Below are 26,699 nucleotides of genomic sequence, written 5' to 3'. Positions count from 1 at the left end.
GGGAGCCACAAGCAAGCGCCACATTCTCCCTAGCGGCAGACAGGTGCGCGCGTGCCCCTATGTCATAATCGGCCCGTGACCGACTCTCCCGACTGGGCAGTGCTGCTCGATCCCGGAACTGGCTGGCTGGTGCCCGGATGCCACCCACTTGAGATGGAAGACATCTACGCAGAGTTCGTCGCTCACACGTCGGAGTGGGACCGCCGCACGACGTGGATGGCACTCGAGCACCTCCTGAAGCACTCGAAGGAACTCTTCCCGAGTGGACGGCTTCTGATCGGAGGCACCTTCATCTCGCGTCAGGTTGGCCCGTGTGAGGCACCGGAGGTGGCCGTCGTCCCCGACGAGCCAAGCTCGATGGAACTCTGGACAGATACCGAGGAGGCACGGTTTCAGCTCTGCATGTCCCTTCACGACGTGATTGTCGGGTCCCTCGGCCCGGACTACTTCGAAGTGTTGCACCCCTTCGCCGGCAGGATCGAGTCGTTCTTCGTCGTCCCCGACGACGTCGACCAGGTGACGACGTGGATGGGCACGTCTACTCTGCTGTCAGGCGAGGATCTTCCTGGGCACAGGGGCGTTGTGGAGGTGGAGTGGTGATTCGCGACGAGATCGACGCTCTCCTGTCCACCATCGGCAACGAAACGCGCGTGGACAAATATCGCCGGAACTCGCTCCTGACGTTGCGCGAACGGTTCAGTCCGCCGGCGACGCAGCTACGCGTCGACATCGATGGACCGGTAACCGCTACGGTTGTGGCGAACCTCACTGCTGCCCTTCAGCGCGCAACAGCGCTCGCCGCGAAGGCTCTGCTTGACCCGAAGAACGCGGCCATCACGGTCCAAGCCGGCCTCGTCGATCGTGCCCCGCTACTGCCGGTAGCCCAGTCACACGGCACGCTGTACTTCGAGTTTCCCGAGACAGACATCGACCGCGACGCAATGGAGCGTAGCCCGATGGCACACCTCTCCGAGAACGCGGTGCTTGAACTGCTTGGCATTCTTCCCGAGGATGCCGGCGACGATCAGGCGCTACGCGCGCTCCCCCTTCGCAGGCCGCAATACCGCTCAGCGGTGAAGGCGCTTGCGGCATCGCTTGGTCCCGAGGCGTCAATATCCTTATCGATGACTCCGACAGGCTCCACCGAGCGTGAGCACTCCGTTCTAACGGCGAAGCAGGCTCGCGAGGTGCCTGAGCTGCTGTCGGGCGTGCAGGACAAGCGTGACACGCTTACCGTCTTTGGAATCATGGACGGACTTCGAACGCGACGGCGCCTCTTCTACATCGAGGAAAGAGACAGCGGCCACGAATATTTCGGGGCGATCGAGGACGACGCACAGCTCGCCTCGGTTATGGAATTTGTAGGTCAGCCCGTCGTGGCACGCATTGAGAGGCTCGTCACACTTCGCGCGGATGGCACCAAATCACACCCGAGCTACTCCCTGATTTCCGTGGCACCGGATCAGCGACTCCTCTGAGCGACGGGCGGGTGAGAGTGGCCTGAGTCGTCCATAAACGGGAGTTCGTGCCGTCATCCGTCATGCGTAACGAATTCTGGAATGATCATTGGCGGTATTCAGAGGAGCGAGGCGGAGTGTGCATGACAGACAACGGCGATCTCGCGAAGACGATCTCCGCTGCGTTGAGCGATTACCTCAAACCTGCCGGGTTTCGGAAACGGGTCAATAGCTTCAATCGGGCTGCGAATGATGGACTCTTACATCACGTCTCGGTGCAGCTTGGTCCGTTTGACCCGAGTGGGAAGCATGCGGTTCCCGGGCTGGTTCCAGATCTCTATGGGCGCTATCGCGTGAATCTTGGTGTCTACGTCCCCGAGATGAATCGGATGGGCTCGCCCAGGGCTAGCTGGATCAATGACTACAACTGTCAACTGAGGTGGGGACTAGGCGATTTCATGCCTGGCGGCTTCGACCAGTGGTGGGATCTTCGGGATCGCCTCTCCGTGGAGGAAGTATGTCGAGTACTCGCCACTCGGGCTCTGCCTCACCTCGATCTGTTCAGCAGCGCAGATCAGGTTCTCGATTCGTACGAGGAACAGGGTCCGCGCGCTTTCGGCCCGATCACGCCGGAAGCAGCAGCCCTCGACGTTGCCGATCTTCTCATCGCCCGGGGACGACGAAGCGACGCAGAACGACTGTTGCACGCGTACGTGCTGTCCGTGAGCCTCGGCGACCATACCGGCCATAAGGAGTACCTCCGGCAGTACCTGGCCGAACGTGACTTCGAGTCTCTCGGGAAGCCATTGCAGTAGCCGATCTGCGTTCGCGACGAAAGTGAACGTTGTCAGCGATCAGACCGAGACGGGCGACGTTTGGGTCGGAGATAGTGAAGGAGACGGCAACAGGTGCGCAGCGTTGCACGCGAGGGAGCACGTGCGCACCTACATGTCATGGGAGTGATCTGGGCCCCGCACATCGCCTCGCCCATGCCGTGCAATCGAAGCCGTACAGATCGGGTGACGCGCACACTTGTCACGGGCGCGATCGTGCCTCAAGGAGAAAACCCCTGATCACGCGGTGGGGGCGATTCGCCCCCACCGTCAAAACCCCTATCAGACGGTGCCGCAGATTCAGCGGCACCGTACGAATACCACCGATCCCTGTTGACCGTCGGTCCTTGCCGGGCATGTCGATCAGTCGTCATCGCGCCTGAACGCCCGCTCCAGAAGCTCCGCCGTCGCTGGGTTCACCAGCTCCCGACGCTGGATGTAGTGCTGCACCGTGATCTTCGTATCGGTGTGCCCGAGCAACTCGGCGGCGAGTTCGACGCTCGCGTTGTTGTTCACGGCGGTCGCGACGGTGCGCCGGAACAGGTGCGGTGTCACTCCGCCAATGCCGGCCCGCTCGAGCACGTGTCGCAGCTGGCGCCGGACGTTGGCGGTGGTGAGCGGAGTGCCCTCGCGCGAGCGGAACACCAGCGACGCCGGATCTGGGTCGCGGGTGACCGCGAGTCGACGCCGCACCGCCTCGGCCGTATATGACGGCAAGGCGACGATGCGCCGTGACTGCGCCGTCTTCGGATGGTCTTGCCGGAACGTCGGCTCGCCAGCACGGCTGATGATCGTGCCGGCGATGCGGATCGTCGGCGTCGGACCGGTGACGTCGATGTCGCGCCGTCGGATCGCGAGTACCTCACCGATACGGGCGGACGTGCCGAGCATGACCTCGACGATCGCGCCGAGCTGCCCATCGGGCCGGGGACCTGAGAGGTGGTCGACGCCGGACTCCCAGCGGGCGATCACGGCGCGGATCGCGTTCACCTCGACGCTCGTCAGCGCGTCGGGCATCCGAGCCTCACGGTGCACGCGGGAGACGTGATGCATCGGGTTGGCTGGCAGCACCTCGTGCCGCACCGCGAGTTCGAGCGCGAGCCGCAGCACGACGCGCGACTGCTTGGCGCGGTTGTACGAGATCCTCGCCTGCTCCTTGATGAAGCGGTCGCAGCGCGCCACCCCGATCTCACGCAGGGTCAGGTGCTCGAACACCGGCAGCACGAGGGTGCGCATGTTGCGCTCGTACAGGATCCGAGTCGTCTTGGAGATCCGGCCTTCGAGGTCGATGTCCTGCAGCCAGTACGCGACGAGGTCGCCGAAGGCGCTGTCCGGCGTCAAGTGGCCGGTGCCGGATGCGGGTTGGAGCTCCGAGCGCCCTGCCAGCTTCTGCTTGAGTGCTCGCTCGGCTGCCTTGGCGGTGTCGGCAGTGGCCTGCACGATGCGTGAGCGACCGTCCCAGTCTCGGTAGCGGGTGCGGGCTTCGAATCGCCCGGATGGCAGGATCCGCGTGGTGATATCGCCGAAGCTGCCGATGGTCAATCGTGGTCGGCCCATGTCAGTTCGCCACCCCTCGGAACATCGAAGCGTGGGCTACGCCGATTCCCGCTGCTCGGCCACCCAGTCGCGCACGTCGGAGGCGGCGAACTTCAGGTGTTTGCCGAAACGGTACGCGGCCGGCCCTTTGCCGCGAGTGCGCCAGTCGTAGAGCGTCGAAACGGGCACACCCAGATAGGCGGCCAACTCGGAGATGTCCAACAGCGGCTCGAGCCCGAATGCGTCGGCGGGCACCGTCGCGGAACTGATCGGCAGATCCTCGTGCGTGTTCATACCGGTCAGGTGCGCATTGCGCCCCTGAGCTATCGGAACCGACCGGTGACGACACGGCCATCTCAGACGGGAAGTCCGGATCAGAGGTGCTGCAGAAGTGAAAGTGATGGGTTTTCGATGGGAGGATCAAATCTCTTAACCTCAAAGTCCCGGAAACCCTCAGGTTTCCGGGACTTTCTGGTCGGGCTGACAGGATTTGAACCTGCGACCCCTTGACCCCCAGTCAAGTGCGCTACCAAGCTGCGCCACAGCCCGATGCTCCGGAGTTCCTCCGAGGCAACTTGACCATCATAGCGGTATCCGGAGGGGTGTTTTTGCACACGCGGCCTCAGCCGAGTCTCACTCGCCCTATCGCTCGCGCACCGGCGCGAGATGACGCCGCACCTCGTCCATGAAGGCAGCCGCGTCGTCGACCCAGATTCGCACTGCGGTCACCTCCTGCACTCCCCCGAGTGCACCGTGGCCGGGCAGCCGAACCGCGGTCGGCCCTTCGAGTTCGATCTCGATGTCGGTCTCGTTGTTCGTGCGCACGAACAGCGTGCGCGAGGCATCCTGTTCGACGATCTTCGGCGACTTGGGCTCGTCGATCTGCAGGCGACGGGCGACCGAGGCGACGTCGTCCCAGCTGAGCGCGAGGTCCAGTTCGAGTCCGGCGCGCACGCGGATCCCCTCGGGACCGACGGTGTGCGGTCGCGTCAGGAAGGCGCAGAGCAGGCCCAGCATCCACGTCAGCCCCCAGATGCCGAGCACGAGCATCGCGATGCGCACCGCCGGCCACCGGTGCACGACGAGGTCGATGATCGGGATCTCGACGGCCGACAGGACGATGAAGATCACGAGGATGGTCAGCACCGGCCTGTGATAGCCGAACCCGACCGCCCCGCGCGGGATCGCCGGCCGCCGCGCGATGAATCGCCCGATGCTCGCGTAGACCGCGAGCTCCATCGCGAACGCGCGCTTCGCGAATCGGCCGAGCCTCAGCCAGACGGATGCCTCGGCCGGCGCCCTCGTCGTCGCGCTCATGCGTCGGCGTCCTCGACGAGCGCGGCGAGGCGGTCGGCGATCGCGCCGATGCCGCGTTCGACGGCGGCCCGGTCCGCGGGGGCCACGGCGTCGAGAAGGGTCGCCGAGAGCTCGGCGTGCTCGCGCTGCATGCGCGACATGATGCGGGCGGTGCGGGGCGTGAGTTCGACGAGCACCGCGCGACGGTCGCTCGGGTGCGGCGCGCGGTGCACATGACCGGATGCCTCGAGCGCATCGACCAGTCCGCTGACGTTGCGCGGGGTGACGTCGAGTTCGGCCGCGAGCGCCTGCTGCGTCATCGCACCGTCGTGCTGAAGCACCCACAGCACGCGGAGCCTGGCCGGGGTGAAGCCCGTGCCGGCGAAGGCGCGCGCCATGTCGCGCTGGAAGAGTTCGCCGATCTGCAGCAGCCGGTCGAGGAGGGTGACGTCCACATCATGATGATACTTCATTGTTACCTCTCTTCTTTATCTGGCCCGCGTCACACCGCGCCATTCCGCACCAGTCCTCGCCATTCCGCGCCGCGCGCGCCTCCCCGGCGCGATCCGCCGCGATGTCGGTGGCCGGCGATAGCGTGAGGGCATGATCACCGAGCTCCCCGACGATCTCGAACCTGCTCCCCTGCGCGTGGTCTCCGCGACCGACGCGCCCTTCGCCGACGTCGAGGCCGTCTTCGGCACGAGGGGCGATCCGGCCCACTGCTGGTGCCAGTGGTACAAGATCCCGGGCAGAGACTGGCGCGGCATCGGCGACGACGGCCTGCGCGATCGCCTGCACGAGCAGCTCGACGCGCCCGGAGCAGGTCCGGGGCTCCTCGCCTACGACGGCGACGTCCCGGTCGGCTGGTGCGCCGTCGAGCCGCGCCCGAACCTCATCCGACTGCAGCAGAGCCGGCTCGTGGCCGGTTCGACGCCGAACCCCGATCTCTCAGATCCGGGCGTCTGGGCGGTCTCCTGCTTCGTCGTGCCGCGCGCGTACCGCAAGCGCGGCGTCGGCAGGGCGCTCGCCGAGGCGGCCGTCGAGTTCGCCCGGGCGAACGGCGCACGCCTCGTCGAGGGGTACGCCATCGACCCGACCGCGCGCCCGAAGATCCCCGCCGCCGACCTCTTCCACGGCACGGTGTCGATGTTCGTCGGCGCGGGCTTCACCGAGGTCGCCCGCCCCAAGTCCGATCGCGCGATCATGCAGCGGCGTCTCGCCGACTGACGCTCACGCGCCGTCGACCCGCACGCGCTTCAACCGCGAGGTCGTGCCCCGCACGATCTCGACGTCGCGCCGCGGCACGCCGTAGTGCGCTGCCACCGCAGCCACGACCCCGGTGTTCGCCGCTCCGTCGACTGCGCGCTCGCGCACGAACACCGTCAACGATGCGGCAGGATCGTCGGGCGTCTCCTCGACGAGCGGTCCTTTGCGACTTCCGGGCTTCACCCGGATCGTGATCTCCAACGGCGACTCCGAATCTGCGACCCGACTCGGCGGGCGAACGGTGCGGCACTCGCGAACGAGAACGCGGGCGGGTGATCGCTCACCCGCCCGGGTCACGCGACTAGCGCTGGCGCTTCTCGCGCACGCGCATGTTCACGACGATGGGCGAGCCCTCGAAGCCGTAGATCTCGCGCAGGCGCCGCTGGATGAAGCGGCGGTAACCCGGGTCGAGGAACCCGGTGGTGAAGAGCACGAATGTCGGCGGGCGGCTCGCGGCCTGCGTGCCGAACAGGATGCGGGGCTGCTTGCCGCCGCGCACGGGGTGCGGATGCTCCTGCGTGAGCTCGGTGAGGAACGCGTTGAACTTGCCCGTCGGAATGCGGGTGTCCCACGACTCGAGCGCCGTCTCGAGGGCCGGCACGAGCTTCTCGAGGTGACGACCGGTGCGAGCCGAGATGTTCACGCGCGGCGCCCAGGCGACGTGGTGCAGATCTTTCTCGATCTCGCGCTCGAGGTAGCGACGACGGTCGTCGTCGAGGAGGTCCCACTTGTTGTACGCGAGCACGAGCGCGCGGCCCGACTCGAGCACGAGGTCGATGATGCGCACGTCCTGCTCGGAGATCGGCTGCGAGACATCCAGCAGCACGACCGCGACCTCGGCCTTCTCGAGCGCAGCCTGCGTGCGCAGCGACGCGTAGAAGTCGGCGCCCTGCTGCAGGTGCACGCGACGACGGATGCCGGCGGTGTCGACGAAGCGCCAGATCTTGCCGCCGAGCTCGATCTGCTCGTCGACCGGGTCGCGCGTGGTGCCCGCGAGCTCGTTCACGACGACGCGCTCCTCGCCAGCGGCCTTGTTGAGCAGCGAGCTCTTGCCGACGTTCGGGCGGCCGAGGATGGCGACACGGCGGGGGCCGCCGAACTCCTCCTTGGCGACGGCCGAGACCTGCGGCAGCTTCTCGAAGACGGCTTCGAGCATGTCGGCGACGCCGCGGCCGTGCAGTGCGGAGACGGGGTGCGGCTCGCCGAGGCCGAGGTTCCAGAGTGCGGTGGCCTCGGACTCCTGGCGGGCGTCGTCGACCTTGTTGGCGACGAGGAACACGGGCTTGTTCGTCTTGCGGAGCAGCCGTACGACGTGCTCGTCGGTCGACGTCGCGCCGACGGTCGCGTCGACGACGAAGAGCACCACGTCGCTGAGGTCGATCGCGACCTCGGCCTGCGCGGCCACCGACGCGTCGATGCCCTTCGCGTCGGGCTCCCAGCCGCCGGTGTCGACGAGGGTGAAGCGGCGGTCGAGCCACTCGCCCTTGTACGAGACGCGGTCTCGCGTCACGCCGGGGGTGTCTTCGACGACGGCCTCGCGGCGGCCGAGGATGCGGTTCACGAGCGCCGACTTGCCGACGTTCGGGCGGCCGACGATCGCGATCACCGGCAGTGCCGGGAGATAGCGGATGCCCTCTTCGCCGCCCTCGGAGATCTCGAGCACCTCGAGGTCGTCGTCATCGAGTTCGTAGTCGCTGAGGCCCGAGCGGAGCGCAGCGGCCCGCTGCTCGGCGAGATCGTCGTCGACGACCGAGAGACGCTCGGCAAGGTCGTCGGCGACGTCGTCGTACTCGTCGCGCTGGTCGGTCATGAATGTCTCCTGCAGAAAGTCGAGGGCGCGAATGCGCGCAACTCCCAGTCTGCCGTATGAATGCTGAGAACATCGGATGCCGCCGCCCTCGCCATCGGCCGCCGGACGCCGGACGCGGCTCTGCGATACGGCTCACGCGCGATCCGGCTCGTCTCCTCGCGCGATCGCGACCGCATGGGTCCGGCTTCTCGCGCCGAGCTTCGCGAGCACGTTCGAGACGTGCGTCTTCGCCGTCGGCACCGCGATGCCGAGGCGGTCGGCGAGTTCGGCGTTCGACCAGCCCTGCGCCATTCCGGCGAGCACCTCGCGTTCGCGACCGGTCAGCGGGGAGATCGGCGCGTCACCGCGCTCGCCCTGCTGCCAGGTCGCGGCCTCCGCCGCCTCGCCCGCCGACGCGGCTCCCGGGCCGCCGGCGAGCGCCGCGAGCGCACGCCGCGTCACCCGCGGATCGAGTACCCCCTCACCGGCCGCGACCCGGTGCACGGCGTCCACGAGAGTGGCAGCGTCGGTCGTCTTCAACAGGAAGCCCGCCGCACCCGCGCGGATCGCCCCGAACACGAGCTCGTCCTCGTCGAAGCTCGTGAGGACGAGCACGTCGCCGAGACCGCGGTCGCGGATCTCGCGCGTCGCCGCGACGCCGTCCACCCCGGGCATGCGGAGGTCCATCAGCACGACGTCGGGTCGGAGTGCCGCGGCGTTGCGGACGGCGGCGGCGCCGTCGGCGGCCTCCCCCACGACAAGGATCCCGTGCGTCTCGAGCATGATCCGCAGCGCCTCGCGGATCGCGCCGTGATCGTCGGCGAGCAGCACTCGCGGCGCGCTCACGCGTTCACCGGAAGGCTCGCGCGCACCGACCAGCCGGCTCCGACCGGGCCCGCGTCGAATCGGCCGCCCAGCGCGCGCACGCGTTCGGCGAGCATCGTGAGACCCGAGCCGTTGCCGGGCAGCTCGGGCCGGTCGAGGCGGCGGCCGTCCCTGGAGTCGACGCGCACGATGAGCGCATCCTCGTCGAGCGCGATGTCGATCGCGACCCGGCCGCCCGCGGCGTGACGCACGCAGTTCGCGAGCGACTCCTGCACGACGCTCGCCGCCAGCTGTTCGACCGCCGCTGGGACCGTCGCCGCAGGCGGCCCGCCGAAGCTCACCTCGAGCCCCGTGCGTCGGGCCTCGTCGATGTAGGCCGGCACCCGGTCGAGCCGCGGCGGCACGACGAGCTCGCCGCCGCCCGCCCGCAGCACCCGGATCATCGAGCGCAGCGCCTCGTGCGCCTCGAGGCTCGAGTCGCGGACTGCACGCAGCGCCGCACCGTCTGCCGCGGGATCGCGCTCGTTCGACAGCGCCGCCTCGGCCCTGATCGCCATCGCCGACACGTGGCCGGCGACGAGGTCGTGCAGCTCGCGAGCCATCCCGTCCCGCTCGCGCTGCAGCGCGGCATCCCGTTCGCGTTCGGCGAGCCGAACGACCTCGCGCGCCTCTCGACGATGCAGCTCGGCGAGTTCGTTCGCCTGCGCCACGGCCGTCGCCCACCAGTAGTCGGCGCCGAGGAGGGCACCGAGCTGCAACCCGATCAGCACTGCGATGCGCACATCGCCGGTGACGACGAGCGTCATTGCGAGGATCGCGGCCGTCGCGGCGGCGCACCCGGCGAGGATGCGGCGACGCCCTACCGGTGTCGATCCGAGGGTGACCGTCCACAGCAGGTCGAGAAACGCCACCATCGTGCCGATGCCGCCGACCGTGAACAGCGCCACGACGGCGAGCACGGTCGTGACGGCGAGCCCGGTGCGCGGGTACCGTCGTTTCAGCGCGACGCACACGATGGCGGGCACCGCGATCACGAAGCCCCACCACGGCGAGACGGACTCGGGCAGCACCGAGAGCACGTCCCAGATCTCGCCGAGTCCGGCGGCGGCGGCGATCGCGCTCACCGCAGCGACGCCGGCGGCGTCGAGGAGCGGTCGATGCCGCTGCACCCACCCGGGGCGGGCGCTCTCGTGTCCCGTCGTCTCGCTCGTCGTCGCCATGCCCTCCATCGAACCATGCACCCGGTCGCCGGGGCCTACGCCGAAAGGACGAGGCGCCCTCATCCGTCTCAGTCATCCGCCCGATCCGCTCCCGCACGCGCCTGAGCAGACTTCTGGCATGAACCTCCCCACCGGTGTGCCGCTCGAGCTCTCGCTCGCGGCGCTCGCCCTCCTCGACGGCCTCAGCATCGGCACGTTGCTCATCCCCGTGTTCCTCCTCCTCGCGCCGCGCCTGCGCGGAGACCGGGTACTGCTGTACCTCGTCACGATCGCGGGCTTCTACCTCCTCGTCGGCGTGCTCGTCACGCTCGGCATGGTGAACTTCATCGAGGCGGGGCAGAGCTTCGTGAACTCGACGGCCGGGCTCGTCGCACGGCTCGTCGTCGGCGTCGCGCTGCTGCTCGTCGGCATCGCGATGCCGACCCGCGAGAAGGTGCGTGAACGAGTCGGCGTCGAGACGCTCGGTGCCGAGGCGATCACCACGCAGCCGTGCGTCGCCGCGGATCGGCTGAGCGGATCCGGCGGCAGCGGATCCTCGAGCACCCGGGCGGGCACCGCCCCGAGCACCTCGGGCGGCCGCGTCGCACGATGGCGCGACCGGCTGCTCTCCGACGCGGTCTCCCCCGCGAACGTCATGGCGGTCGCGCTGGCCGCCGGGCTCATCGAGGTCGCGACGATGCTGCCCTACCTCGTCGCGATGGGCCTGGTCGCCGAAGCCGAGCTCGAGCTCTGGATGCGGATCGCGGCCCTGGCCGGCTATTGCGCGCTCATGATCGCGCCCGCGCTCGTACTGCTCGGACTCCGCCTGGTCGCCGCGCCGCTCGTGCGGCGTCCGCTCGAACGCCTCGGCGCATGGCTCGAGCGCACCGCGGCCGAGAACACCGCCTGGATCCTCGGGATCGTCGGGTTCCTCGTCGCACGGAGCGCCGCGAGCGAGCTCGGCATCTTCGCGGCCTTCGAGGAGTTGACCCGGCGCTGACCCGCGCCTGAGCGAGCGCCGGCTGGCCGCCGGCCGAGCGCTGCCGCCGGGCTACTCGGCTGATACCGACTCGACGACTGCGATCACCGCGTCGACGGTCTGTTCGAAATCGAGCTCGGTCGAGTCGACCACGGTGACCCCCTCGGCGGCGTTCGTGAAGTCGACCACCTTCGAGTCGGCCCGATCACGGGCGCGCAGCTGCTCGCCGGTCTTGCCCGCATCGTGGCCCGTGAGTTCGGCGGCACGTCGGGACATCCGCACCTCTTCTGAGGCGGTGAGCAGGATACGCACGGGCGCATCGGGCGCGACGACCGTCGTGATGTCGCGCCCTTCGACGACGATGCCGGGGCGCTGCTCTGCGGCGATGATCGAGCGGAACAGTTCGATGAGGTGCGTGCGCACCTCGGGCACCCGTGCGACGAGGCTCACGACCGAGGAGATCTGCGGGTCGCGGATCGCGTCGGTGACGTCGGTCGCGCCGACGTGCACGCGGTACCCCGCGGGGTCGGTGCCGATGCGGTAGTCGAAGCTCGCGAGGCACGAGATCACGGATGCCGCATCCTCGGGCTCGACGCCGCCGGCCTCGGCGTGCCAGGCCAGCGCGCGATAGGCGGCGCCGGTGTCGAGGAAGCCGTACCCGAGGCGCCGGGCGACGGCCTTCGACACGCTCGACTTGCCGCTGCCGGCTGGGCCGTCGACGGCCACGACGAAGGGGAACTGCACGGATGCCTCCAGGTGATGGGTGTTTCGGCCGGCTCAGCCGGCGATGCGCCAGCCGCGTTCGGCCAGCTCGTTGGTCAGTCGTTCGGCGGCTTCGGGCACCACCTGCACCTCGGCGAGGCCCACCTGGCGCCCGGGCGAGTGCTCGAGTCGCAGGTCTTCGAGGTTGACGCCGATCTCGCCGATCTCGGCGAGCAGGCGGGCGAGCTGCCCCGGCCGGTCGTCGACCATGACGATGACGGTCGTGAAGCGCTTGTCGGTGCCGTGCTTGCCGGGCAGCCGGGCGACGCCGGTGTTGCCGCCGGTGAGCTCCTCGGCGATGCGGCGACGGGCGCCCGGCGCGACCGGGTCGCCGAGGGCGTCGATGAAACGGTCGAGGTCGTCGCGCACGGCGACGAGGATGTCTCGCACGGGTGCCGCGTTCGCCCCGAGGATCTGCACCCACAGGTCGGGGTCGCTCGCCGCGATGCGCGTGACGTCGCGCACACCCTGGCCGGCGAGGCCGAGGGCGGCGTTCGGGGCATCGATGAAGCGGCGCGCCATGACGCTCGACACGACCTGCGGCACATGCGAGATGAGCGCGACGCCTCGGTCGTGCTCGTCGGGGGTCATCTCGACGAGGGTCGCCCCGAGGTCGAGAATGAGGTCGTCGATCGCGCCCGCCCGCTGGTAGCTGATCGCGTCATGGGCGGCGACCACCCAGGGGCGACCGGCGAAGAGGTCGGCGCGTGCGGAGAGCGGGCCGCCGCGCTCGCGCCCGGCGAGCGGGTGCGAGCCGATGTAGCGCGCGACATCGGCGCCTGCGGCCTCGAGCTCATCGAGGATGCCGCCCTTCACGCTCGCGACATCGGTCACGATCGCCTCGGGGAAGGATGCGAGCTCGTCGGCGACGACGCGAGCGGTCACGTCGGGCGGCACCGCCACCACGATCAGCTGGGGCGCATCGCCCGGCTCGGCCGATCGACCCGCGCCGAGGTCGACGGCGAGCGCCACATGCGTGGGCGAGGCATCCGCGAGGATCACGTCGATGCCGCGGGCCCGCAGCCCGAGCGCGACGCTCGTGCCGAGCAGACCCGCACCGACGACGCGCACCGGCCCCGTGAGCCGTGACTCGACCATCTCAGTTCTCCTCGTTCGCTCCGGACTCGCCCCGGGCGGCCCTCGCCTCGCGGGCGATCGTGAGCAGCAGACCCCGCTCGGTCTTCGTCAGCTCGCGCAGCTGGCCGGCCCTCAGTGTACCGAGGTGCAGCGGCCCGAACTGGCGGCGAACGAGCTCGACGACGGGGTGCCCGACCGACTGCAGCATCCGGCGCACGATGCGGTTCTTGCCCGAGTGCAGGGTGAGTTGCACCATCGAATGGCGGGAGTCCCCCTGCGCCTGGAGCAGGCGTGCACGGTCGGCCTTGATCGGTCCGTCCTCGAGCACGATGCCGTTCTTCAGCTGCTGGAGGGTCTGCGGGGCCACCCGTCCGCGCACCTTCGCGATGTAGGTCTTCTCGACGCCGAACGACGGGTGCGCGAGCACGTGCGCGAGCTCGCCGTCGTTCGTGAGCACGAGCAGCCCGCTCGTCTCCGCATCGAGCCGGCCCACGTTGTAGACGCGCTCCTCGAGCTCGTCGGTGAAGCGGCGCAGATCGGGCCGCCCCTGCTCGTCGCGCATCGACGAGACCACCCCGACCGGCTTGTTCAGCATGTAGTAGCGCTTCGCGGTGTCGAGCTGCACCGCCACCCCGTCGACCGACACGAGGTCGGTCTCGGGGTCGACGCGCGTGCCGAGCTCGGTCACGACCTCGCCGTTCACCTCGATGCGCCCCTGCACGATGTAGTCCTCGACGACGCGGCGCGAGGCCACGCCCGCCGCGGCGAGCACCTTCTGCAGCCGCTGCCGGTTGCCGTCCGCACCGTCGTTCACGGCGCCTCGTTCATCGGTCAAGGTCGAATCCCTCCTGGCCGTCGTCGAGCAACGGCGAGATCGGCGGCAGTTCGTCGAGCGAGTTGATGCCGAGGTTCGTGAGCAGCAGCTCGGTGGTTCCGTACAGGATGGCGCCCGTCTCGGGATCGCTCGACACCTCGGTGACGAGGCCCCGGCCGAGCAGGGTGCGCACGACCGAATCGACGTTCACCGCGCGGATCGAGGCGACTTGCGAGCGCGAGATCGGCTGCTTGTACGCGATCACCGACAGCGTCTCGAGCGCGGCCTGCGAGAGCCTCGTCGACGACTGCGTGACGACGAACGACGTGACGAGCGCGTCGTAGTCGGTGCGCACGTAGAAGCGCCAGCCGCCGCCGACCTCGCGAAGTTCGAAACCGCGACGGATGCTGCGTGCAGCCCCCTCGTCGGCGGGCACATCGGTGCGCGGCTCACCCGAGACGGCCTCGCCGTCGTAGTCGGCCCGCAGGCGGGCGATCGACGCCCGCACCTCGGCGACCGGGCGGGCGACCGCCGCCGCGAGGTGCACGACGCTCTGGGGTTCGTCGGCGATGAACAGGATCGCCTCGATCGCACGGTCGAGGTCGAGGCGGGGCTGCCCGGGCACGTCGAGCGGGGTCGCGACCGAGAGCTCGGGGCCGTCGTCCGCCGCGTCGGGTTCGGCCGCGTCGGGCTCGGTGACGGAGTCTGGCGCGCCGGGCTCGGCCGCTCCGACCGCCTCAGCGGTCTCGTCGATCGGCTCGGACGTCTCCACGGTGTCGTCGTCATTCGTCATAGTCGGCCCCCAGGCTCTCGAGGTTCGCGTCGGACCAGCTCTCGGCGGCCCAGTGCAGGGTCAGTTCGCCGAGCGGTTCGAGCTGGTCGAAGCCGATCGCGGCGTGCCGGTACAGTTCGAGCACCGCGAGGAACCGGGCGACCACGACGCCCGGCTGCCCCACTCCCGCGATCAGCCGGCGGAAGGTGACCGGCTCGCCCCGACGCAGGATCGCGACGACGTGGGCGGCCTGCTCGCGGATCGACACGAGCGGCGCGTGCAGGTGATCGAGTCCGACGACGGGGATCTCGCGGGGCGTCAGCGCGAACGTCGCGAGCGCCGCGAAGTCCTCGGCCGAGAGCGACCACACGAGCTCGGGCGCGCGCTGCCGGAACTGCGCCTCGAGCCGCACCGTTCGCGCGTGGCGCGACGACTCGGCGTCGAGGTTGCCGCTGAACCAGCGCGCCGCCTCCTTGAAGGCGCGGTACTGCAGCAGGCGGGCGAAGAGCAGGTCGCGCGCCTCGAGCAGTGCGACGTCCTCGGCGTCGACGAGCTCGCCCTGCGGCAGCAGGCCCGCGACCTTGAGGTCGAGGAGGGTCGCCGCGACGACGAGGAACTCGCTCGCACGGTCGAGCTCCTCCTCGGAGTCGAGCCCCTTCAGGTACGAGATGAACTCGTCGGTGACCTTCGACAGCGACACCTCGGTGATGTCGAGCTCGTGCTTCGCGATGAGCGAGAGAAGCAGGTCGAACGGCCCCTCGAAGTTGGTGAGCGCAACGCGGAACCCCGGCTCCGAGCCGCCCTCCGAGGCATCCGTCGCCGGCTCGTGCGCAGAGGCCGACGCCTCAGGCGACCGCGCCACGGAACACCAGCTCCCTGGCGAGCTGCCGGTACGCCTTCGACGCCTGGTGCTCGGGAGCGAACTCGGTGATCGGCGTCGCCGCGACCGTCGCGTCGGGGAACTTCACCGTGCGCGTGATCACCGTCTCGAGCACCTTGTCGCCGAACGCGTCGACGACGCGCTCCAGCACCTCGCGCGAATGCAGCGTGCGCGCGTCGTACATCGTGGCGAGGATGCCGTCGAGCTCGATCGCGGGGTTGAGACGGTCGCGCACCTTGTCGATGGTCTCGATGAGCAGGGCGACGCCGCGCAGCGCGAAGAACTCGCACTCGAGCGGGATGATCACGCCGTGGCTCGCCGTCAGCGCATTGACGGTGAGGAGGCCGAGCGACGGCTGGCAATCGATGAGGATGACGTCGTAGTCGGCGGAGACCCGGCGGAGCACGCCCGCGAGGATCTGCTCGCGCGCGACCTCGGTGACCAGGTGCACCTCGGCGGCCGAGAGGTCGATGTTCGCGGGGATCACGTCGAGCCCCTCGACGCTCGTGCGCTGGATCGCGTCCTTCGGCTCGAACTGGCGCGAGAGCAGCAGGTCGTAGATCGTCGGCACATCATGGGTCTGCACGCCGAGCCCCGCCGAGAGCGCGCCCTGCGGGTCGAAGTCGATCGCGAGCACGCGGCGGCCGTATTCGGCGAGCGTCGCGCCGAGGTTGATCGTCGTGGTCGTCTTGCCGACCCCGCCCTTCTGGTTGCAGAGGGCGATGATACGCGCCGGGCCGTGCGAGGCGAGCGCCGCAGGATCGGGGAACTCACGAGACGGCCGACCCGTCGGACCGAGCTCGGGCCCGGGCGAGGTGGTTCCGACCGCCGAGTCCTGCTGGTGCTGCGTCACGTGTCGTCTTCTCTCCTGGGGCGGCGCGGTGCCTGATCGATCTGGGCTTGGTCGATTCTAGCGAGCACGCGGGTGTGCTGCCGTGTACATCTCCCGGAGTGTATCGGCTGTGACGAGCGTGTAGATCTGCGTCGTCGCGACCGAGGAGTGTCCGAGGAGCTCCTGCACGACGCGCACGTCGGCACCGCCCTCGAGCAGGTGCGTCGCGAACGAGTGTCGCAGCGTATGCGGCGAGACGGATGTCTCGAGGCCCGCCCTCTCGGCTGCTGCGGTGATCGCGTCCCACGCGGCCTGCCTCGACATGCGCCGACCGCGGACCCCGAGGAAGAGCGCCGGTGTCGCCTGGCCGCGGGCGGAGAAGATCGGCCGTGCCCGCACGAGGTACGCGTCGATCGCCCGGCGCGCGTAGCTGCCGAGCGGCACGACGCGCTGCTTGCCGCCCTTGCCGAAGAGCCGCACGACCTCCTCGTCGATGAGGTCGTCGACGTTGAGCGAGACCGCCTCGGAGACCCGCGCACCCGTTGCGTAGAGGAGCTCGAGGAGCGCCTGGTCGCGGAGCTCGACGGGCTCTTCGCCGCCGGCGGCGGCGATGAGCGCTGCGACGTCCTCGACGGGGATCGCCTTCGGCAGCCGGGTCGGCAGCTTCGGCGGCCGGAGCTCCTTCGACACGTCGGCCTCGATCTCGCCTTCCTCGGCGAGGAATCGATGGAGTCCGCGCACCGCCGACAGCACCCGCGCGATCGACGACGTCGCGAGCACGGGAGTGCGGTCGGCGCCGAGGAAGCGGACGAAGTCGGCGAGATCGGACTCGCGCACCCGACCGGGATCGGCGACCCCGCGCACGTCGAGCCAGTCGGCGTAGATCGCCAGGTCGCGCCGGTACGAGGCGATCGTGTTCCGCGCGAGTCCGCGTTCGACGGTCAGGTGCCGAAGGTACCCGTCGACGAGCGCGGCGGTCGTCATGAGTCCGTCGCGCCTCGAACCGGCGGGGTGCGGTTCGGCCACGGGGCATCCGCCTCACCGAGCCCCTGCCAGCCGCGGGCGCGCGCCGCGTGCGCCGCGAGCACCGCGATCGAGAGGGGGCCGTTGTGGATGCGCCGGGCGAGCACCGCGTCGACGCAGTCGTCGAGCGGCACCCAACGCACCTCGATCTCGGCCTCCTCCGCCTCGCGAGCGTGCACCTCGGGCGCAGCGCGCAGGCCGCGGGCGAGGTACACGCGGATCATCTCGTCGCTGCCGCCCGGTGAGGTCGCGAAGTCGGCGAGCACCGCCCATTCGGATGCCTCGAGGTCGGCCTCTTCGGCCAGCTCGCGCTGCGCGCCGGCGAGGGGGTCCTCCCCCTCGACGTCGAGAAGCCCGGCCGGAATCTCCCAGTCGCGCATGCGGATCGGGTGCCGGTACTGCTTGATCAGCAGCGCTCGGTCGTGCTCGTCGAGGGCGAGCACGCCGACGGCACCGGTATGGTCCATGAACTCGCGGACGATCTCGTCGCCTGCGAGCTCGAAGCTCTCGCGCCGGATGTTCCACACCCGGCCCTCGAAGACGCGCTCGCTCGTCACGATCGGGAGCGCGACGCGGTCGTCGGCGAGCAGGTCTCCCTGATCGCCGACGACCGCGTCAGCGGCTTCAGCCATTGCTGACGTCGAACAGCCGGCTCGCCTGCTGGCGCTCGATCGCAGCAGCGACGAGTCCGCGGAACAGCGGGTGCGCGTCGTTCGGACGGCTGCGAAGCTCGGGGTGCGCCTGGGTGCCGACGTAGAAGGGGTGCACCTCGCGCGGCAGCTCGACGAACTCGACGAGGTTGCGGTCGGGCGAGAGGCCCGAGAACACGAGACCGGCCTCGGCGATGCGGTCGCGGTAGGCGTTGTTCACCTCGTAGCGGTGACGGTGCCGCTCGCTGACCTCCGTCGAGCCGTAGAGCTCGGCGGCGATGGTGCCCTCGCCGAGGGTCGCGGGGTAGAGGCCGAGGCGCATCGTGCCGCCGAGGTCGCCGCCGGCGATGATCTCGACCTGCTCCTCCATCGTCGCGATGACGGGGAACTGCGTGTCGGGGTCGAACTCGCTCGACGAGGCGCCGGGCAGTCCGGCCATGTTGCGCGAGTACTCGATGACCATGCACTGGAGGCCGAGGCAGAGGCCGAGCACCGGCAGACCGTTCTCACGGGCGAAGTGCAGCGCACCGAGCTTGCCCTCGATGCCGCGCACGCCGAAGCCGCCGGGCACGCAGATGCCGTCGAGGTGGCCGAGGTGCTTCTGCGCCCCTTCGGGCGTCTTGCACTCGTCCGACGGGATCCACTCGATCTTCACCTTCGCATCGTTCGCGAAGCCGCCCGCGCGCAGCGCCTCGGTGACCGAGAGGTAGGCGTCGGGCAGGTCGATGTACTTGCCGACGAGGCCGATCGTGACCTCGTGCTTCGGGTCGTGCACCACGCGGAGCAGGTCGCTCCAGCCGGACCAGTCGACCGCGTCCGACTTCTCGTCGAGGCCGAGCGCGTCGATGATGTAGGCGTCGAGGCCCTGTTCGTGCAGCATCGTCGGGATCTCGTAGATCGACGGCACGTCGACCGCGTTCACCACCGCACCCTCGTCGACGTCGCACATGAGTGCGATCTTGCGCTTGTTCGCCTCGGTCACCGGCCGGTCGCTCCGGAGCACGAGTGCGTCGGGCTGGATTCCGATCGAACGAAGCGCGGCGACCGAGTGCTGGGTCGGCTTCGTCTTCTGCTCGCCGGAGGCGCCCATGAACGGCACGAGTGAGACGTGCACGAAGAACACGTTCTTGCGGCCGAGTTCGTGACGCACCTGACGGGCCGACTCGATGAAGGGCTGCGACTCGATGTCGCCGACCGTGCCGCCGATCTCGGTGATGATCACGTCGGGCTTCGGGGTCTCGGTCGCCTGCAGGCGCATGCGTCGCTTGATCTCGTCGGTGATGTGCGGGATCACCTGCACCGTGTCGCCGAGGTACTCGCCGCGACGCTCCTTCGCGATCACCGTCGAGTAGATCTGTCCGGTGGTGACGTTCGCCGCCTGGCTCAGGTCGATGTCGAGGAATCGCTCGTAGTGCCCGATGTCGAGGTCGGTCTCGGCGCCGTCGTCGGTCACGAAGACCTCGCCGTGCTGGAACGGGTTCATCGTTCCGGGATCGACGTTGAGATAGGGGTCGAGCTTCTGCATGACCACTCGGAGCCCCCGAGCCGTCAGAAGATTGCCCAGGCTCGCCGCCGTGAGGCCCTTGCCCAACGAAGAAACGACACCACCGGTCACGAAAATGTGCTTGGTCGTGTCGTTCGAAATGTCTGCGCTGTTCAGCGCCCTGCCGCGTTCATCCACCACGGGCTTATATTCTAACCCACGTTCCTGACCCGTCGACCCGAGTTGCCCCACACGTTCCCCCTTCGTTCGTTCGAGACCGGCTCGGTCTCGTCGTTCTCTGCTGCGACCGCCCTGTTCAGGCTGCGCGCTCCGAGGCGATCTCGAGCAGTTCGCGCGCGTGCGCGAGTCCGCTCTCGGAATCGGCGAGACCCGAGAGCAACCGGGCCATCTCCGCTTCTCGTTCGGCGCCGACGAGCTGCTTGACGCTCGAGGCGGTCACCGCGCCGTCGGTGCCCTTCACGACGCTCAGGTGGTTCGACGCGAAAGCGGCGACCTGCGCGAGATGCGTGACGACGATGACCTGCGAGCGCTCGGCGAGCCGGGCGAGTCGTCGCCCGATCTCGATCGCTGCGGCACCGCCGACGCCCGCATCCACCTCGTCGAAGACGAAGGTCGGCACGGGATCGGTGCCGGCGATGACGACCTCGATCGCGAGCATGACCCGCGAGAGTTCACCGCCCGACGCACCGCGCGAGACCGAGCGAGGCTCGGCACCCGGATGCGGGCTCAGGAGGATCGCGACCTGGTCTCGCCCGTGCACCGACGGCTCGGCACCCGGCTCGACGCTCACCGTGAGCACGGCGTCGGGCATGGCGAGCGCGGCGAGCTCGTGCGTGACCGCCTCGGCGAGGCGCGCCGCGGCCTCGGTGCGCTGTTCGGTGATGCGGGTCGCGAGCCGGTCGACCTCGGCGGCCGCGGAATCGACCGCCGCTTCGAGCACGGTGATGCGGTCGTCGTCGCCGTCGAGCTCGACGAGGCGCAGCCCGCCGTCGCGGCGGAACGCCAGCACCTCGTCGAGTTCGCCGCCGTGGCGCCTGATGAGCGACCCCAACAGGGCTCGTCGCTCTTGCACGATCTCGAGTTCGCGGGCGCCGTCGGCGTCGAGGCCGGTGAGGTACCCGGCGAGCTCGGCGGCCGCATCGGCCAGGAGGAAACCGGCGTTCGTCAGGATCTCGGCGATCGGGGCGAGTCCTGCGTCGTGCGCGACGACGCGGTCGAGGTGACGTCGGGCCGCCTCGACCAGGGTCACCGCGTCGGGGGCGTCGTCGACGACCTCGTCTGCGGAGAGGAGGGCGCGCGCCTGTGCCGCCTCGATCCTGAGTTCTTCGAGGTTCGAGAGCCGATCGGCGCGTTCTGAGAGTTCGACGTCTTCGCCGGGCTGCGGGTCGGCCGCCTCGATCGCATCGAGGTCGGCGCGCAGCGCCTCGGCCTCGCGCGCACGCGCCTCGTGATCGTCTCGCAGCCGGGTGAGCTCGGTCGCATCTGCGCGCCACGCCTCGTACACCGCGCGGTACTCGTCGAGGGTCGCGGCAAGCGTCGGACCCGCGAAACGATCGAGCGCCTCACGCTGGGCGACGGCCGACCTCAGGCGCTGCTGGTCGGCCTGGCCGTGGACGACGACGAGTTCGTCGCCGAGGTCGGCCAGCACGCCGACGGGAGCGCTGCGGCCGCCGACGACCGCGCGGCTGCGCCCCTCGGACGACACGGAGCGACCGAGCAGCAGTTCGCCGGCCTCGATCTCTCCCCCGGTGTCGGCGACCCGCTCGGCGATGGGGCCCTCGTCGGCCACGAGCCAGCGCCCTTCGACCCACGCCTGCTTCGCACCGGAGCGGACCGCTCCGGCATCCGACCGCGCGCCGAGCAGCAGACCGAGCGCTGTGACCACCATCGTCTTGCCCGCGCCGGTCTCGCCGGTCACCGCGGTGAAGCCCGCACCGAGCGGCAGCGTCGCCTCGGCGATCACACCGAGGTCGCGGATGCCCAGCTCTTCGATCATCGGGCTGCCTCGCTCTTCGAGAACTCACTCACGGCCGACCGGCCCCCTCCAGCCCGTCACGGGCAGTTGGAACTTGTTGACGAGCCGGTCGGTGAACGGCGCCTCGTGGAGGCGGGCGAGGCGCACCGGCACGTCGGACTTGCGGACGATCACGCGCGCCCCGGGCGGCAGGTCGAAGGTGCGCCGGCCGTCGCACCAGATGACCGCCGAAGTCTCGGTGCGCTGCAGGATCTCGACGGCCAGCGAGGAGTCGGCCCCGACCACGAGCGGGCGCGCGAAGAGCGCGTGCGCGCTGAGCGGCACCAGCAGCAGCGCCTCGAGGCTCGGCCACACGATGGGGCCGCCGGCCGAGAACGAGTACGCCGTCGACCCCGTCGGCGTCGACATCACCACGCCGTCGCAGCCGAACGAGGAGAGCGGGCGGCGATCGACCTCGATGACGACCTCGAGCATGCGTTCGCGCTCGGCCTTCTCGACCGTCGCCTCGTTGAGCGCCCAGCTCTCGTAGACGACGTCGTCGCCGACCTTCGCCCGCACCGACAGCGTCATGCGCTCTTCGACGGTGTAGTCGTGCGCGAGCGCCCGCGAGACGGTGTAGCCGAGGTCATCTCGCTCGCTCTCGGCGAGGAAGCCGACGTGCCCGAGGTTGACCCCGAGCAGCGGCACCGGAGCGTCGCGGATCAGTTCGGCCGCCCGCAGGATGGTGCCGTCACCGCCGAGGACGATGACGAGCTCGATGACACCGGGATCGATGTCTTCGAAGCGCACCACGCCGCCGTCGAGTCCGGGCACGAAGGCGTGCACGTCGTCCCAGTGCTCGGCGGCGATCACCGGAACGGCGCCGGCGTCGAGCAACTGCGTGCAGACCTCGCCCGTGGCCTCGAGCGCGGCCTGCCGACCGGTGTGCGAGACCACGAGGAAATGCCGTGCGTCGTTCACCCGTGCACTCCTCCTGCCAGTTCGTCGACCCGACTCGACCATTCTGACGGATCGGACCCGACCGCAGCGCTGAGATGCACGAGGAACTCGCGGTTGCCGTGCGAGCCGGCGATTGGGGAGGACGAGACGCCGGCCGTGCGCAGTCCGAGGTCGTGCGCCGCCCACAGCACGTTCATCACGGCCTCGGAGCGCAGCGCGGCATCGTGGACGATGCCCTCACGCACTCCCCCACGGCCGACCTCGAACTGCGGCTTCACGAGGAGCACGAAGTCTGCATCGGGCAGAGCCGTCTCACGGAGCGCAGGCAGCACGGTCGTGAGCGAGATGAACGAGAGATCGGCCGTCACGAGCGAGGGGCGCGCAGCGACACCCGTCGACGCGGCGAGCGACTCGGCGGTCAGGTGACGCACGTTGCAGCCCTCGACGAGCACGAGCCCCGCGGCCTCAGCGAGCTGCGGTGCGAGCTGCCCGTGCCCCACGTCGACGGCGAGCACCGTGCGCGCACCGCGTTCGAGCAGCACCTGGCTGAAACCGCCGGTCGACGCGCCGGCATCGAGGGCCACGCGGCCCTCGGGATCGACCCCGAACTCGTCGAGCGCCGCGATGAGCTTGTGCGCGGCGCGACTCACGTAGTGATCGGATGCCGCGACCAGGAGCGCGGCGTCGGGCGAGACCTTCACGGACGGCTTCACGACGGCCTTGCCGTCGACCGTCACGAGCCCGCCTGCGATGAGGGTCGCCGCATGCGTGCGCGATCGGGCGAGACCCCGGCTCGCGAGTGCGGCATCGAGTCGCTGCTCGGTCATCACCGGGGCGAGACGCGCGACGGGTCGGACTGCTCGAGCTCGTCGCGCAGCCGCGCGGCGAGGGCGTCGTAGGCGGGAGCTCGTTCGGCGAGCGGCAGGTCGTCGATCTCGGCCAGCGCGGCGCGCGCTTCTTCGCCGAGCACGGCGCCCGGCTCGTCGGCGCCGAAATCGGTGTCGTCGTCAGTGCTCACGAGTCCACGGTACCCCGGGCCGCCCACACCCGCGCGACCATCACGAATACAGGCGCGTCGGAACGTCGAGTGCGTGGATGGCGGTGCCGGAACTCCAGATCGCCGCGCAGGCCGCCCGCAGCAGGTCGAGCGAATCGCCACCGTCGGAGAGGATCTCGACGCGATCGGCCTCGACAGCGACCTTCGCATCGCGCACGCGGATCGCGCCGCCGCGACGCTTTTCGACGATCGGGTAGGGCTCGTGCAGTCCCCTGAGGTCGGCGAGGATGAAGTCGGGACGGCTCTTGGCGTCGGCTGCGAGCAGCTGCTTCGCGCGATCGATGCCCGTCAGCACGATGGCGCTCGCCATGCCGGCACGGTTCGCACCGAGGATGTCGGTGTCGAGCCGATCGCCCACGACGAGCGGCGTCGACGCCGCGAAACGGCGGCGAGCCTCTTCGAAGATCGGCGTCTCGGGCTTTCCGGCGACGAGCGGGAACCGGCCGACCGCGGTGTGCACAGCCGACACCAGGGTGCCGTTGCCGGGCGCGATGCCCCGGGCGACCGGAATCGTCCAGTCCATGTTGGTCGCGATCCACGGGATGCCCGGGGTCGCGGCATCCGGACCGCCGTGCGCGTTGAGCGCGAACGCCGCTTCGGCCAGTTCCTTCCAGCCGATCTCGGGCGTGAAGCCCTGCACCACCGCATCGGGCGCATCGTCGGCCGACCGGGTCACGCGGTACCCGCGCTTGCGCAGCTCGACCTCGATGCCCTCACCGCCGACGACCATCACGAGCGCGCCGGGCGCGACCTGGCCGTCGAGCAGCTGCATCGCCGCCTGCGGTGACGTGACGACCTCTTCGGGCACGACGTCGAGGCCGAGCTCGGCGAGGTGGCCGGCGACGGAGGCATCGCTGCGGGACGCGTTGTTCGTGATGTAACCGAGCGCTCGAGCCGGCTTGACCTGATTGAGGCTCTCCACCGCATGCGGGATCGCCCCGGCGCCGGCGTAGACGACGCCGTCGAGGTCGGCGAAGACCGCGTCGATGCCGTCGAGCGGCGTCGAGGGCTCAGTCTTCGCGCGGAACAGCGCCATCGGCGTCGCCCTCGTCCGACATCGATGCGGCTTCGGCTTCCAACGCGTCGCCCTCGGCGAGCACCGCGGCCACATCGGGCTCGAGCACGGCGCCCGGGTCTTCGAGTTCGGCGAGCTCGGGCGTCTCGTCGACCGAGTCCTCGTCGTCGTCAGTCGTCGCGTCCTCGGTCTCGGTCTCGGTCTCGGTCTCGGGACCATCGGCGGCGACTGCGACCTCCGCATCGTCGCCCTCGATCTCGATCTCGAAGATCTCGACGAGTTCCGCCTCCGCGGGGCCGCCGAGCGCGGCCTCCGCGCGGGCAGCCCGGGCGCGCCAATCGGCGGCCTCGGTCTCGCGGCCGAGCTCCTCGAGCACCTCCGCGTAGGCGGAGAAGAGGGCAGGGCTGTACGAGAAGGCGCGATCGGGGTCGAGCTGCGGGATCTCGAGTTCGGAGAGCGCGAGTTCCGGCTGCTCGAGGTCGAGGCGCGCACCGGACATCGCGATCGCCAGGCCGACCTGCACCGCCGCGGGCAGCTCGTTGCGGTCGACCGCGCGACCGACCTCGAGCGCACGGTCGGGGCGCCCGACGCCGCGCTCGCTGTCGACCATCAGCGGCAGCTGGTCATTGCTACCCGAGATGCGCCGGTAGGTGCGGAGCTCGCGGAGCGCCAGTGCGAAGTCGCCGGTCGCGTAGGCGGTGATCGCGAGCGTCTCGCGAACGACCGCGATACGGCCCGCGCGCCGCGCAGCGGACATCGCGTGACGGTGGGCGAGTTCGGGGTCCGCCTCCAGCAGCTCGGATGCCGCGACGAGATGCCGAGCAACCCAGTCGGCGTTCTCCTTGCTGAGCGTCTTCAACTCGGCGCGTGCACCCTTGTCGAGATCGCGCGGGTCGATCCGCTCGGGAATGAAGGGGTCGTCGTGACGGGGACGGACCGCAAGGTCGGCCGCACCGTAACGTTCGCGCGGAGCCTCGTCGTCTCGATGACCGCCGGAGCGCGGAGCGTCGCGACGGTCGCCGTACGGCTTCCGCTCGTCGCGAGGACCATGCGATCGCTGCGCATCGCGGTCGCCGTAGGGCTTCCGCTCGCCACGGTCGCCGTACGGCTTCCGGTCATCGCGAGCACCGTACGGCTTCCGCTCGCCACGGTCACCATAGGGCTTCCGGTCATCGCGAGCACCATACGAACGCTGCGCATCGCGATCGCCGTAAGGCTTGCGGTCTCCATAGGGCTTGCGGTCGCCACGGTCGCCATAGGGCTTCCGGTCATCGCGAGCACCATACGAACGCTGCGCATCGCGGTCGCCGTAAGGCTTGCGGTCGCCACGGTCACCATACGGCTTCCGGTCATCGCGAGCACCATACGAACGCTGCGCATCGCGGTCGCCGTAAGGCTTCCGCTCGCCACGGTCACCGTAAGGCTTCCGGTCATCGCGCGCACCATACGGCTTCCGCTCGCCACGGTCACCATAGGGCTTGCGATCGTCGCGCCCGCCGTGCGAGCGCTGAGCGTCACGGTCGCCGTAGGGCTTCCGCTCGCCACGGTCACCGTACGGCTTGCGGTCATCGCGCCCGCCGTGCGAGCGCTGAGCATCACGGTCGCCGTAAGGCTTCCGGTCACCACGGTCACCGTACGGCTTGCGATCGTCGCGCCCGCCGTGCGAGCGCTGAGCGTCACGGTCGCCATAGGGCTTCCGCTCGCCACGGTCCCCGTAGGGCTTGCGGTCGTCGCGAGAACCGTAGGAACGCTTCGGGTCGCCGTGCGATGAGCGATCGTCGCGTCGCTCGTACGGGCGCTTCGCGCCTCGATCACCGCTCGCCGCCCGGTCGCCCGAAGACCTCGTCGTCTTCCGCGCGCCTGAGGCGCCACGGGCGCTGTCGCCCTGCTTGCCCCGATCGGGTCGGTTCTGGTCGGCCGAGTCCTGCCTCGAATCGCTCACGCTGTTCCTGTCATTGGGAGTCTCGTCAGACTCAACCGTACTGCGGGTCTCTCCCCGCGGACCTGATCACCCAGGACGAGCGGCCGGCGCTCGCGTTCGAGGCGTCGCTCATCGGTGCAACGAGCCGCCCTCCCGTTGGTGGTTGGGTGAGGTTCGTGTTAAAGGCGAAGAGCCGCCCACGTGGTGGGCGGCTCTTCGTAATGTTTGTCCGGCGGTGTCCTACTCTCCCACAGGGTCCCCCCTGCAGTACCATCGGCGCTGCGAGTCTTAGCTTCCG

The 26,699-nt window shown here is 69.7% G+C and carries 29 protein-coding genes, 1 tRNA gene and 1 rRNA gene; 6 read left to right on the top strand and 25 right to left on the bottom strand.

Annotated elements, in window-relative coordinates; genetic code table 11:
• Nucleotides 1–75 precede the first annotated feature (75 nt).
• The 3 genes from GQQ93_RS10995 (at nt 76) to GQQ93_RS10985 (ending at nt 2,272) form a co-directional block, all read left to right on the top strand.
• A complete protein-coding gene (locus GQQ93_RS10995; protein WP_157424287.1) occupies nt 76–600 on the top strand; it encodes a DUF6932 family protein in 525 nt (174 codons plus the stop codon).
• On the top strand, nt 597–1,478 hold the full coding sequence (locus GQQ93_RS10990; RefSeq protein WP_170296177.1) for a hypothetical protein: 882 nt from the start codon (nt 597–599) through the stop codon (nt 1,476–1,478). The genes GQQ93_RS10995 and GQQ93_RS10990 overlap by 4 nt, the downstream gene beginning before the upstream one ends.
• Before the next feature lie 122 nt (nt 1,479–1,600).
• The gene (locus GQQ93_RS10985; protein WP_157424285.1) at nt 1,601–2,272 is read left to right on the top strand and encodes a DUF4304 domain-containing protein; all 672 of its coding nucleotides are present in this window, start codon (nt 1,601–1,603) and stop codon (nt 2,270–2,272) included.
• Between the two features lie 381 nt (nt 2,273–2,653).
• On the opposite strand, the gene GQQ93_RS10980 is transcribed toward GQQ93_RS10985, so the two are convergent.
• The 5 genes from GQQ93_RS10980 to GQQ93_RS10960 form a co-directional block, all read right to left on the bottom strand.
• On the bottom strand, nt 2,654–3,847 hold the full coding sequence (locus GQQ93_RS10980) for a tyrosine-type recombinase/integrase (protein WP_157424284.1): 1,194 nt from the start codon (nt 3,845–3,847) through the stop codon (nt 2,654–2,656).
• 36 nt (nt 3,848–3,883) lie between these two features.
• Complete coding sequence (locus tag GQQ93_RS10975) at nt 3,884–4,120, bottom strand: helix-turn-helix transcriptional regulator (RefSeq protein ID WP_157424283.1); 237 nt, start codon at nt 4,118–4,120, stop codon at nt 3,884–3,886.
• A gap of 178 nt (nt 4,121–4,298) precedes the next feature.
• Nucleotides 4,299–4,375: transfer RNA gene (locus GQQ93_RS10970), tRNA-Pro, on the bottom strand.
• Between the two features lie 93 nt (nt 4,376–4,468).
• Nucleotides 4,469–5,143, bottom strand: a complete 675-nt coding sequence (locus GQQ93_RS10965; RefSeq protein WP_157424282.1) for a hypothetical protein — start codon at nt 5,141–5,143, stop codon at nt 4,469–4,471.
• Entirely contained in the window at nt 5,140–5,577 is a 438-nt protein-coding gene (locus GQQ93_RS10960) for a MarR family winged helix-turn-helix transcriptional regulator (protein WP_246192288.1), read from the bottom strand. Before GQQ93_RS10960 ends, GQQ93_RS10965 begins: the two co-directional genes overlap by 4 nt.
• 148 nt (nt 5,578–5,725) lie before the next feature.
• Here GQQ93_RS10960 and GQQ93_RS10955 point away from each other — a divergent pair, with 148 nt between their 5' ends.
• Nucleotides 5,726–6,349 carry a GNAT family N-acetyltransferase gene (locus GQQ93_RS10955; protein WP_157424280.1) on the top strand — a complete coding sequence of 208 codons (624 nt, stop codon included), beginning with the start codon at nt 5,726–5,728 and terminating at the stop codon, nt 6,347–6,349.
• 3 nt (nt 6,350–6,352) lie between these two features.
• On the opposite strand, the gene GQQ93_RS10950 is transcribed toward GQQ93_RS10955, so the two are convergent.
• The 4 genes from GQQ93_RS10950 to GQQ93_RS10935 all read right to left on the bottom strand — a co-directional run bounded on the left by GQQ93_RS10950 (nt 6,353) and on the right by GQQ93_RS10935 (nt 10,222).
• Nucleotides 6,353–6,589: a DUF167 domain-containing protein gene (locus GQQ93_RS10950; protein ID WP_157424279.1), complete on the bottom strand. Its 237-nt coding sequence runs from the start codon at nt 6,587–6,589 to the stop codon at nt 6,353–6,355.
• Between the two features lie 100 nt (nt 6,590–6,689).
• Nucleotides 6,690–8,198 (bottom strand): ribosome biogenesis GTPase Der, encoded by a 1,509-nt coding sequence (gene der, locus GQQ93_RS10945; RefSeq protein WP_157424278.1) that lies wholly within the window; start codon nt 8,196–8,198, stop codon nt 6,690–6,692.
• A 132-nt stretch (nt 8,199–8,330) separates the two neighbouring features.
• The gene (locus tag GQQ93_RS10940; RefSeq protein ID WP_157424277.1) at nt 8,331–9,023 is read right to left on the bottom strand and encodes a response regulator transcription factor; all 693 of its coding nucleotides are present in this window, start codon (nt 9,021–9,023) and stop codon (nt 8,331–8,333) included.
• Complete coding sequence (locus GQQ93_RS10935) at nt 9,020–10,222, bottom strand: sensor histidine kinase (RefSeq protein WP_170296176.1); 1,203 nt, start codon at nt 10,220–10,222, stop codon at nt 9,020–9,022. Before GQQ93_RS10935 ends, GQQ93_RS10940 begins: the two co-directional genes overlap by 4 nt.
• Before the next feature lie 118 nt (nt 10,223–10,340).
• Between GQQ93_RS10935 and GQQ93_RS10930 the strand changes: the two genes are divergently transcribed.
• Entirely contained in the window at nt 10,341–11,201 is an 861-nt protein-coding gene (locus GQQ93_RS10930) for a GAP family protein (RefSeq protein WP_157424275.1), read from the top strand.
• Nucleotides 11,202–11,252: 51 nt separating this feature from the next.
• Here the strand turns inward: GQQ93_RS10930 and cmk are convergent, their stop codons facing one another.
• The 15 genes from cmk to GQQ93_RS10855 all read right to left on the bottom strand — a co-directional run bounded on the left by cmk (nt 11,253) and on the right by GQQ93_RS10855 (nt 25,339).
• A complete protein-coding gene (gene cmk, locus GQQ93_RS10925; RefSeq protein ID WP_157424274.1) occupies nt 11,253–11,924 on the bottom strand; it encodes a (d)CMP kinase in 672 nt (223 codons plus the stop codon).
• 33 nt (nt 11,925–11,957) lie between these two features.
• Entirely contained in the window at nt 11,958–13,040 is a 1,083-nt protein-coding gene (locus tag GQQ93_RS10920) for a prephenate dehydrogenase (protein ID WP_157424273.1), read from the bottom strand.
• A gap of 1 nt (nt 13,041) precedes the next feature.
• Nucleotides 13,042–13,854 (bottom strand): pseudouridine synthase, encoded by an 813-nt coding sequence (locus GQQ93_RS10915; protein ID WP_376864023.1) that lies wholly within the window; start codon nt 13,852–13,854, stop codon nt 13,042–13,044.
• Nucleotides 13,844–14,626 (bottom strand): SMC-Scp complex subunit ScpB, encoded by a 783-nt coding sequence (scpB, locus tag GQQ93_RS10910; protein ID WP_157424272.1) that lies wholly within the window; start codon nt 14,624–14,626, stop codon nt 13,844–13,846. Before scpB ends, GQQ93_RS10915 begins: the two co-directional genes overlap by 11 nt.
• Complete coding sequence (locus GQQ93_RS10905) at nt 14,616–15,467, bottom strand: segregation and condensation protein A (protein WP_157424271.1); 852 nt, start codon at nt 15,465–15,467, stop codon at nt 14,616–14,618. The genes scpB and GQQ93_RS10905 overlap by 11 nt, the downstream gene beginning before the upstream one ends.
• The gene (locus GQQ93_RS10900; protein WP_157424270.1) at nt 15,451–16,338 is read right to left on the bottom strand and encodes a ParA family protein; all 888 of its coding nucleotides are present in this window, start codon (nt 16,336–16,338) and stop codon (nt 15,451–15,453) included. Before GQQ93_RS10900 ends, GQQ93_RS10905 begins: the two co-directional genes overlap by 17 nt.
• Nucleotides 16,339–16,395: 57 nt before the next feature.
• Nucleotides 16,396–17,301 carry a site-specific tyrosine recombinase XerD gene (gene xerD, locus GQQ93_RS10895; protein ID WP_157424597.1) on the bottom strand — a complete coding sequence of 302 codons (906 nt, stop codon included), beginning with the start codon at nt 17,299–17,301 and terminating at the stop codon, nt 16,396–16,398.
• Entirely contained in the window at nt 17,298–17,972 is a 675-nt protein-coding gene (locus GQQ93_RS10890) for an NUDIX domain-containing protein (RefSeq protein ID WP_157424269.1), read from the bottom strand. The genes xerD and GQQ93_RS10890 overlap by 4 nt, the downstream gene beginning before the upstream one ends.
• Nucleotides 17,965–19,650 (bottom strand): CTP synthase, encoded by a 1,686-nt coding sequence (pyrG, locus tag GQQ93_RS10885; RefSeq protein WP_157424596.1) that lies wholly within the window; start codon nt 19,648–19,650, stop codon nt 17,965–17,967. Before pyrG ends, GQQ93_RS10890 begins: the two co-directional genes overlap by 8 nt.
• A gap of 139 nt (nt 19,651–19,789) precedes the next feature.
• Nucleotides 19,790–21,490, bottom strand: a complete 1,701-nt coding sequence (recN, locus tag GQQ93_RS10880) for a DNA repair protein RecN (RefSeq protein WP_157424268.1) — start codon at nt 21,488–21,490, stop codon at nt 19,790–19,792.
• A gap of 24 nt (nt 21,491–21,514) precedes the next feature.
• Nucleotides 21,515–22,429 carry an NAD kinase gene (locus GQQ93_RS10875; RefSeq protein ID WP_246192287.1) on the bottom strand — a complete coding sequence of 305 codons (915 nt, stop codon included), beginning with the start codon at nt 22,427–22,429 and terminating at the stop codon, nt 21,515–21,517.
• Complete coding sequence (locus GQQ93_RS10870) at nt 22,426–23,235, bottom strand: TlyA family RNA methyltransferase (protein ID WP_157424266.1); 810 nt, start codon at nt 23,233–23,235, stop codon at nt 22,426–22,428. The genes GQQ93_RS10875 and GQQ93_RS10870 overlap by 4 nt, the downstream gene beginning before the upstream one ends.
• Nucleotides 23,235–23,426: a hypothetical protein gene (locus GQQ93_RS10865; RefSeq protein WP_157424265.1), complete on the bottom strand. Its 192-nt coding sequence runs from the start codon at nt 23,424–23,426 to the stop codon at nt 23,235–23,237. The genes GQQ93_RS10870 and GQQ93_RS10865 overlap by 1 nt, the downstream gene beginning before the upstream one ends.
• A gap of 40 nt (nt 23,427–23,466) precedes the next feature.
• Nucleotides 23,467–24,501, bottom strand: a complete 1,035-nt coding sequence (locus tag GQQ93_RS10860; protein ID WP_157424264.1) for an HAD-IIA family hydrolase — start codon at nt 24,499–24,501, stop codon at nt 23,467–23,469.
• Nucleotides 24,476–25,339, bottom strand: coding sequence for a hypothetical protein (locus tag GQQ93_RS10855; protein ID WP_246192286.1), 864 nt, complete (start codon nt 25,337–25,339; stop codon nt 24,476–24,478). The genes GQQ93_RS10860 and GQQ93_RS10855 overlap by 26 nt, the downstream gene beginning before the upstream one ends.
• A 63-nt stretch (nt 25,340–25,402) precedes the next feature.
• Here GQQ93_RS10855 and GQQ93_RS17885 point away from each other — a divergent pair, with 63 nt between their 5' ends.
• The gene (locus GQQ93_RS17885; RefSeq protein WP_170296174.1) at nt 25,403–26,251 is read left to right on the top strand and encodes a hypothetical protein; all 849 of its coding nucleotides are present in this window, start codon (nt 25,403–25,405) and stop codon (nt 26,249–26,251) included.
• Between the two features lie 377 nt (nt 26,252–26,628).
• Here the strand turns inward: GQQ93_RS17885 and rrf are convergent.
• Nucleotides 26,629–26,699 (bottom strand): 5S ribosomal RNA (rrf, locus tag GQQ93_RS18255); the annotation flags it as partial.

Source organism: Agromyces lapidis, assembly GCF_009749405.1.
Classification (GTDB): Bacteria; Actinomycetota; Actinomycetes; order Actinomycetales; family Microbacteriaceae; genus Agromyces; species Agromyces lapidis.
This window is presented reverse-complemented; position numbering and strand designations above follow the sequence as displayed.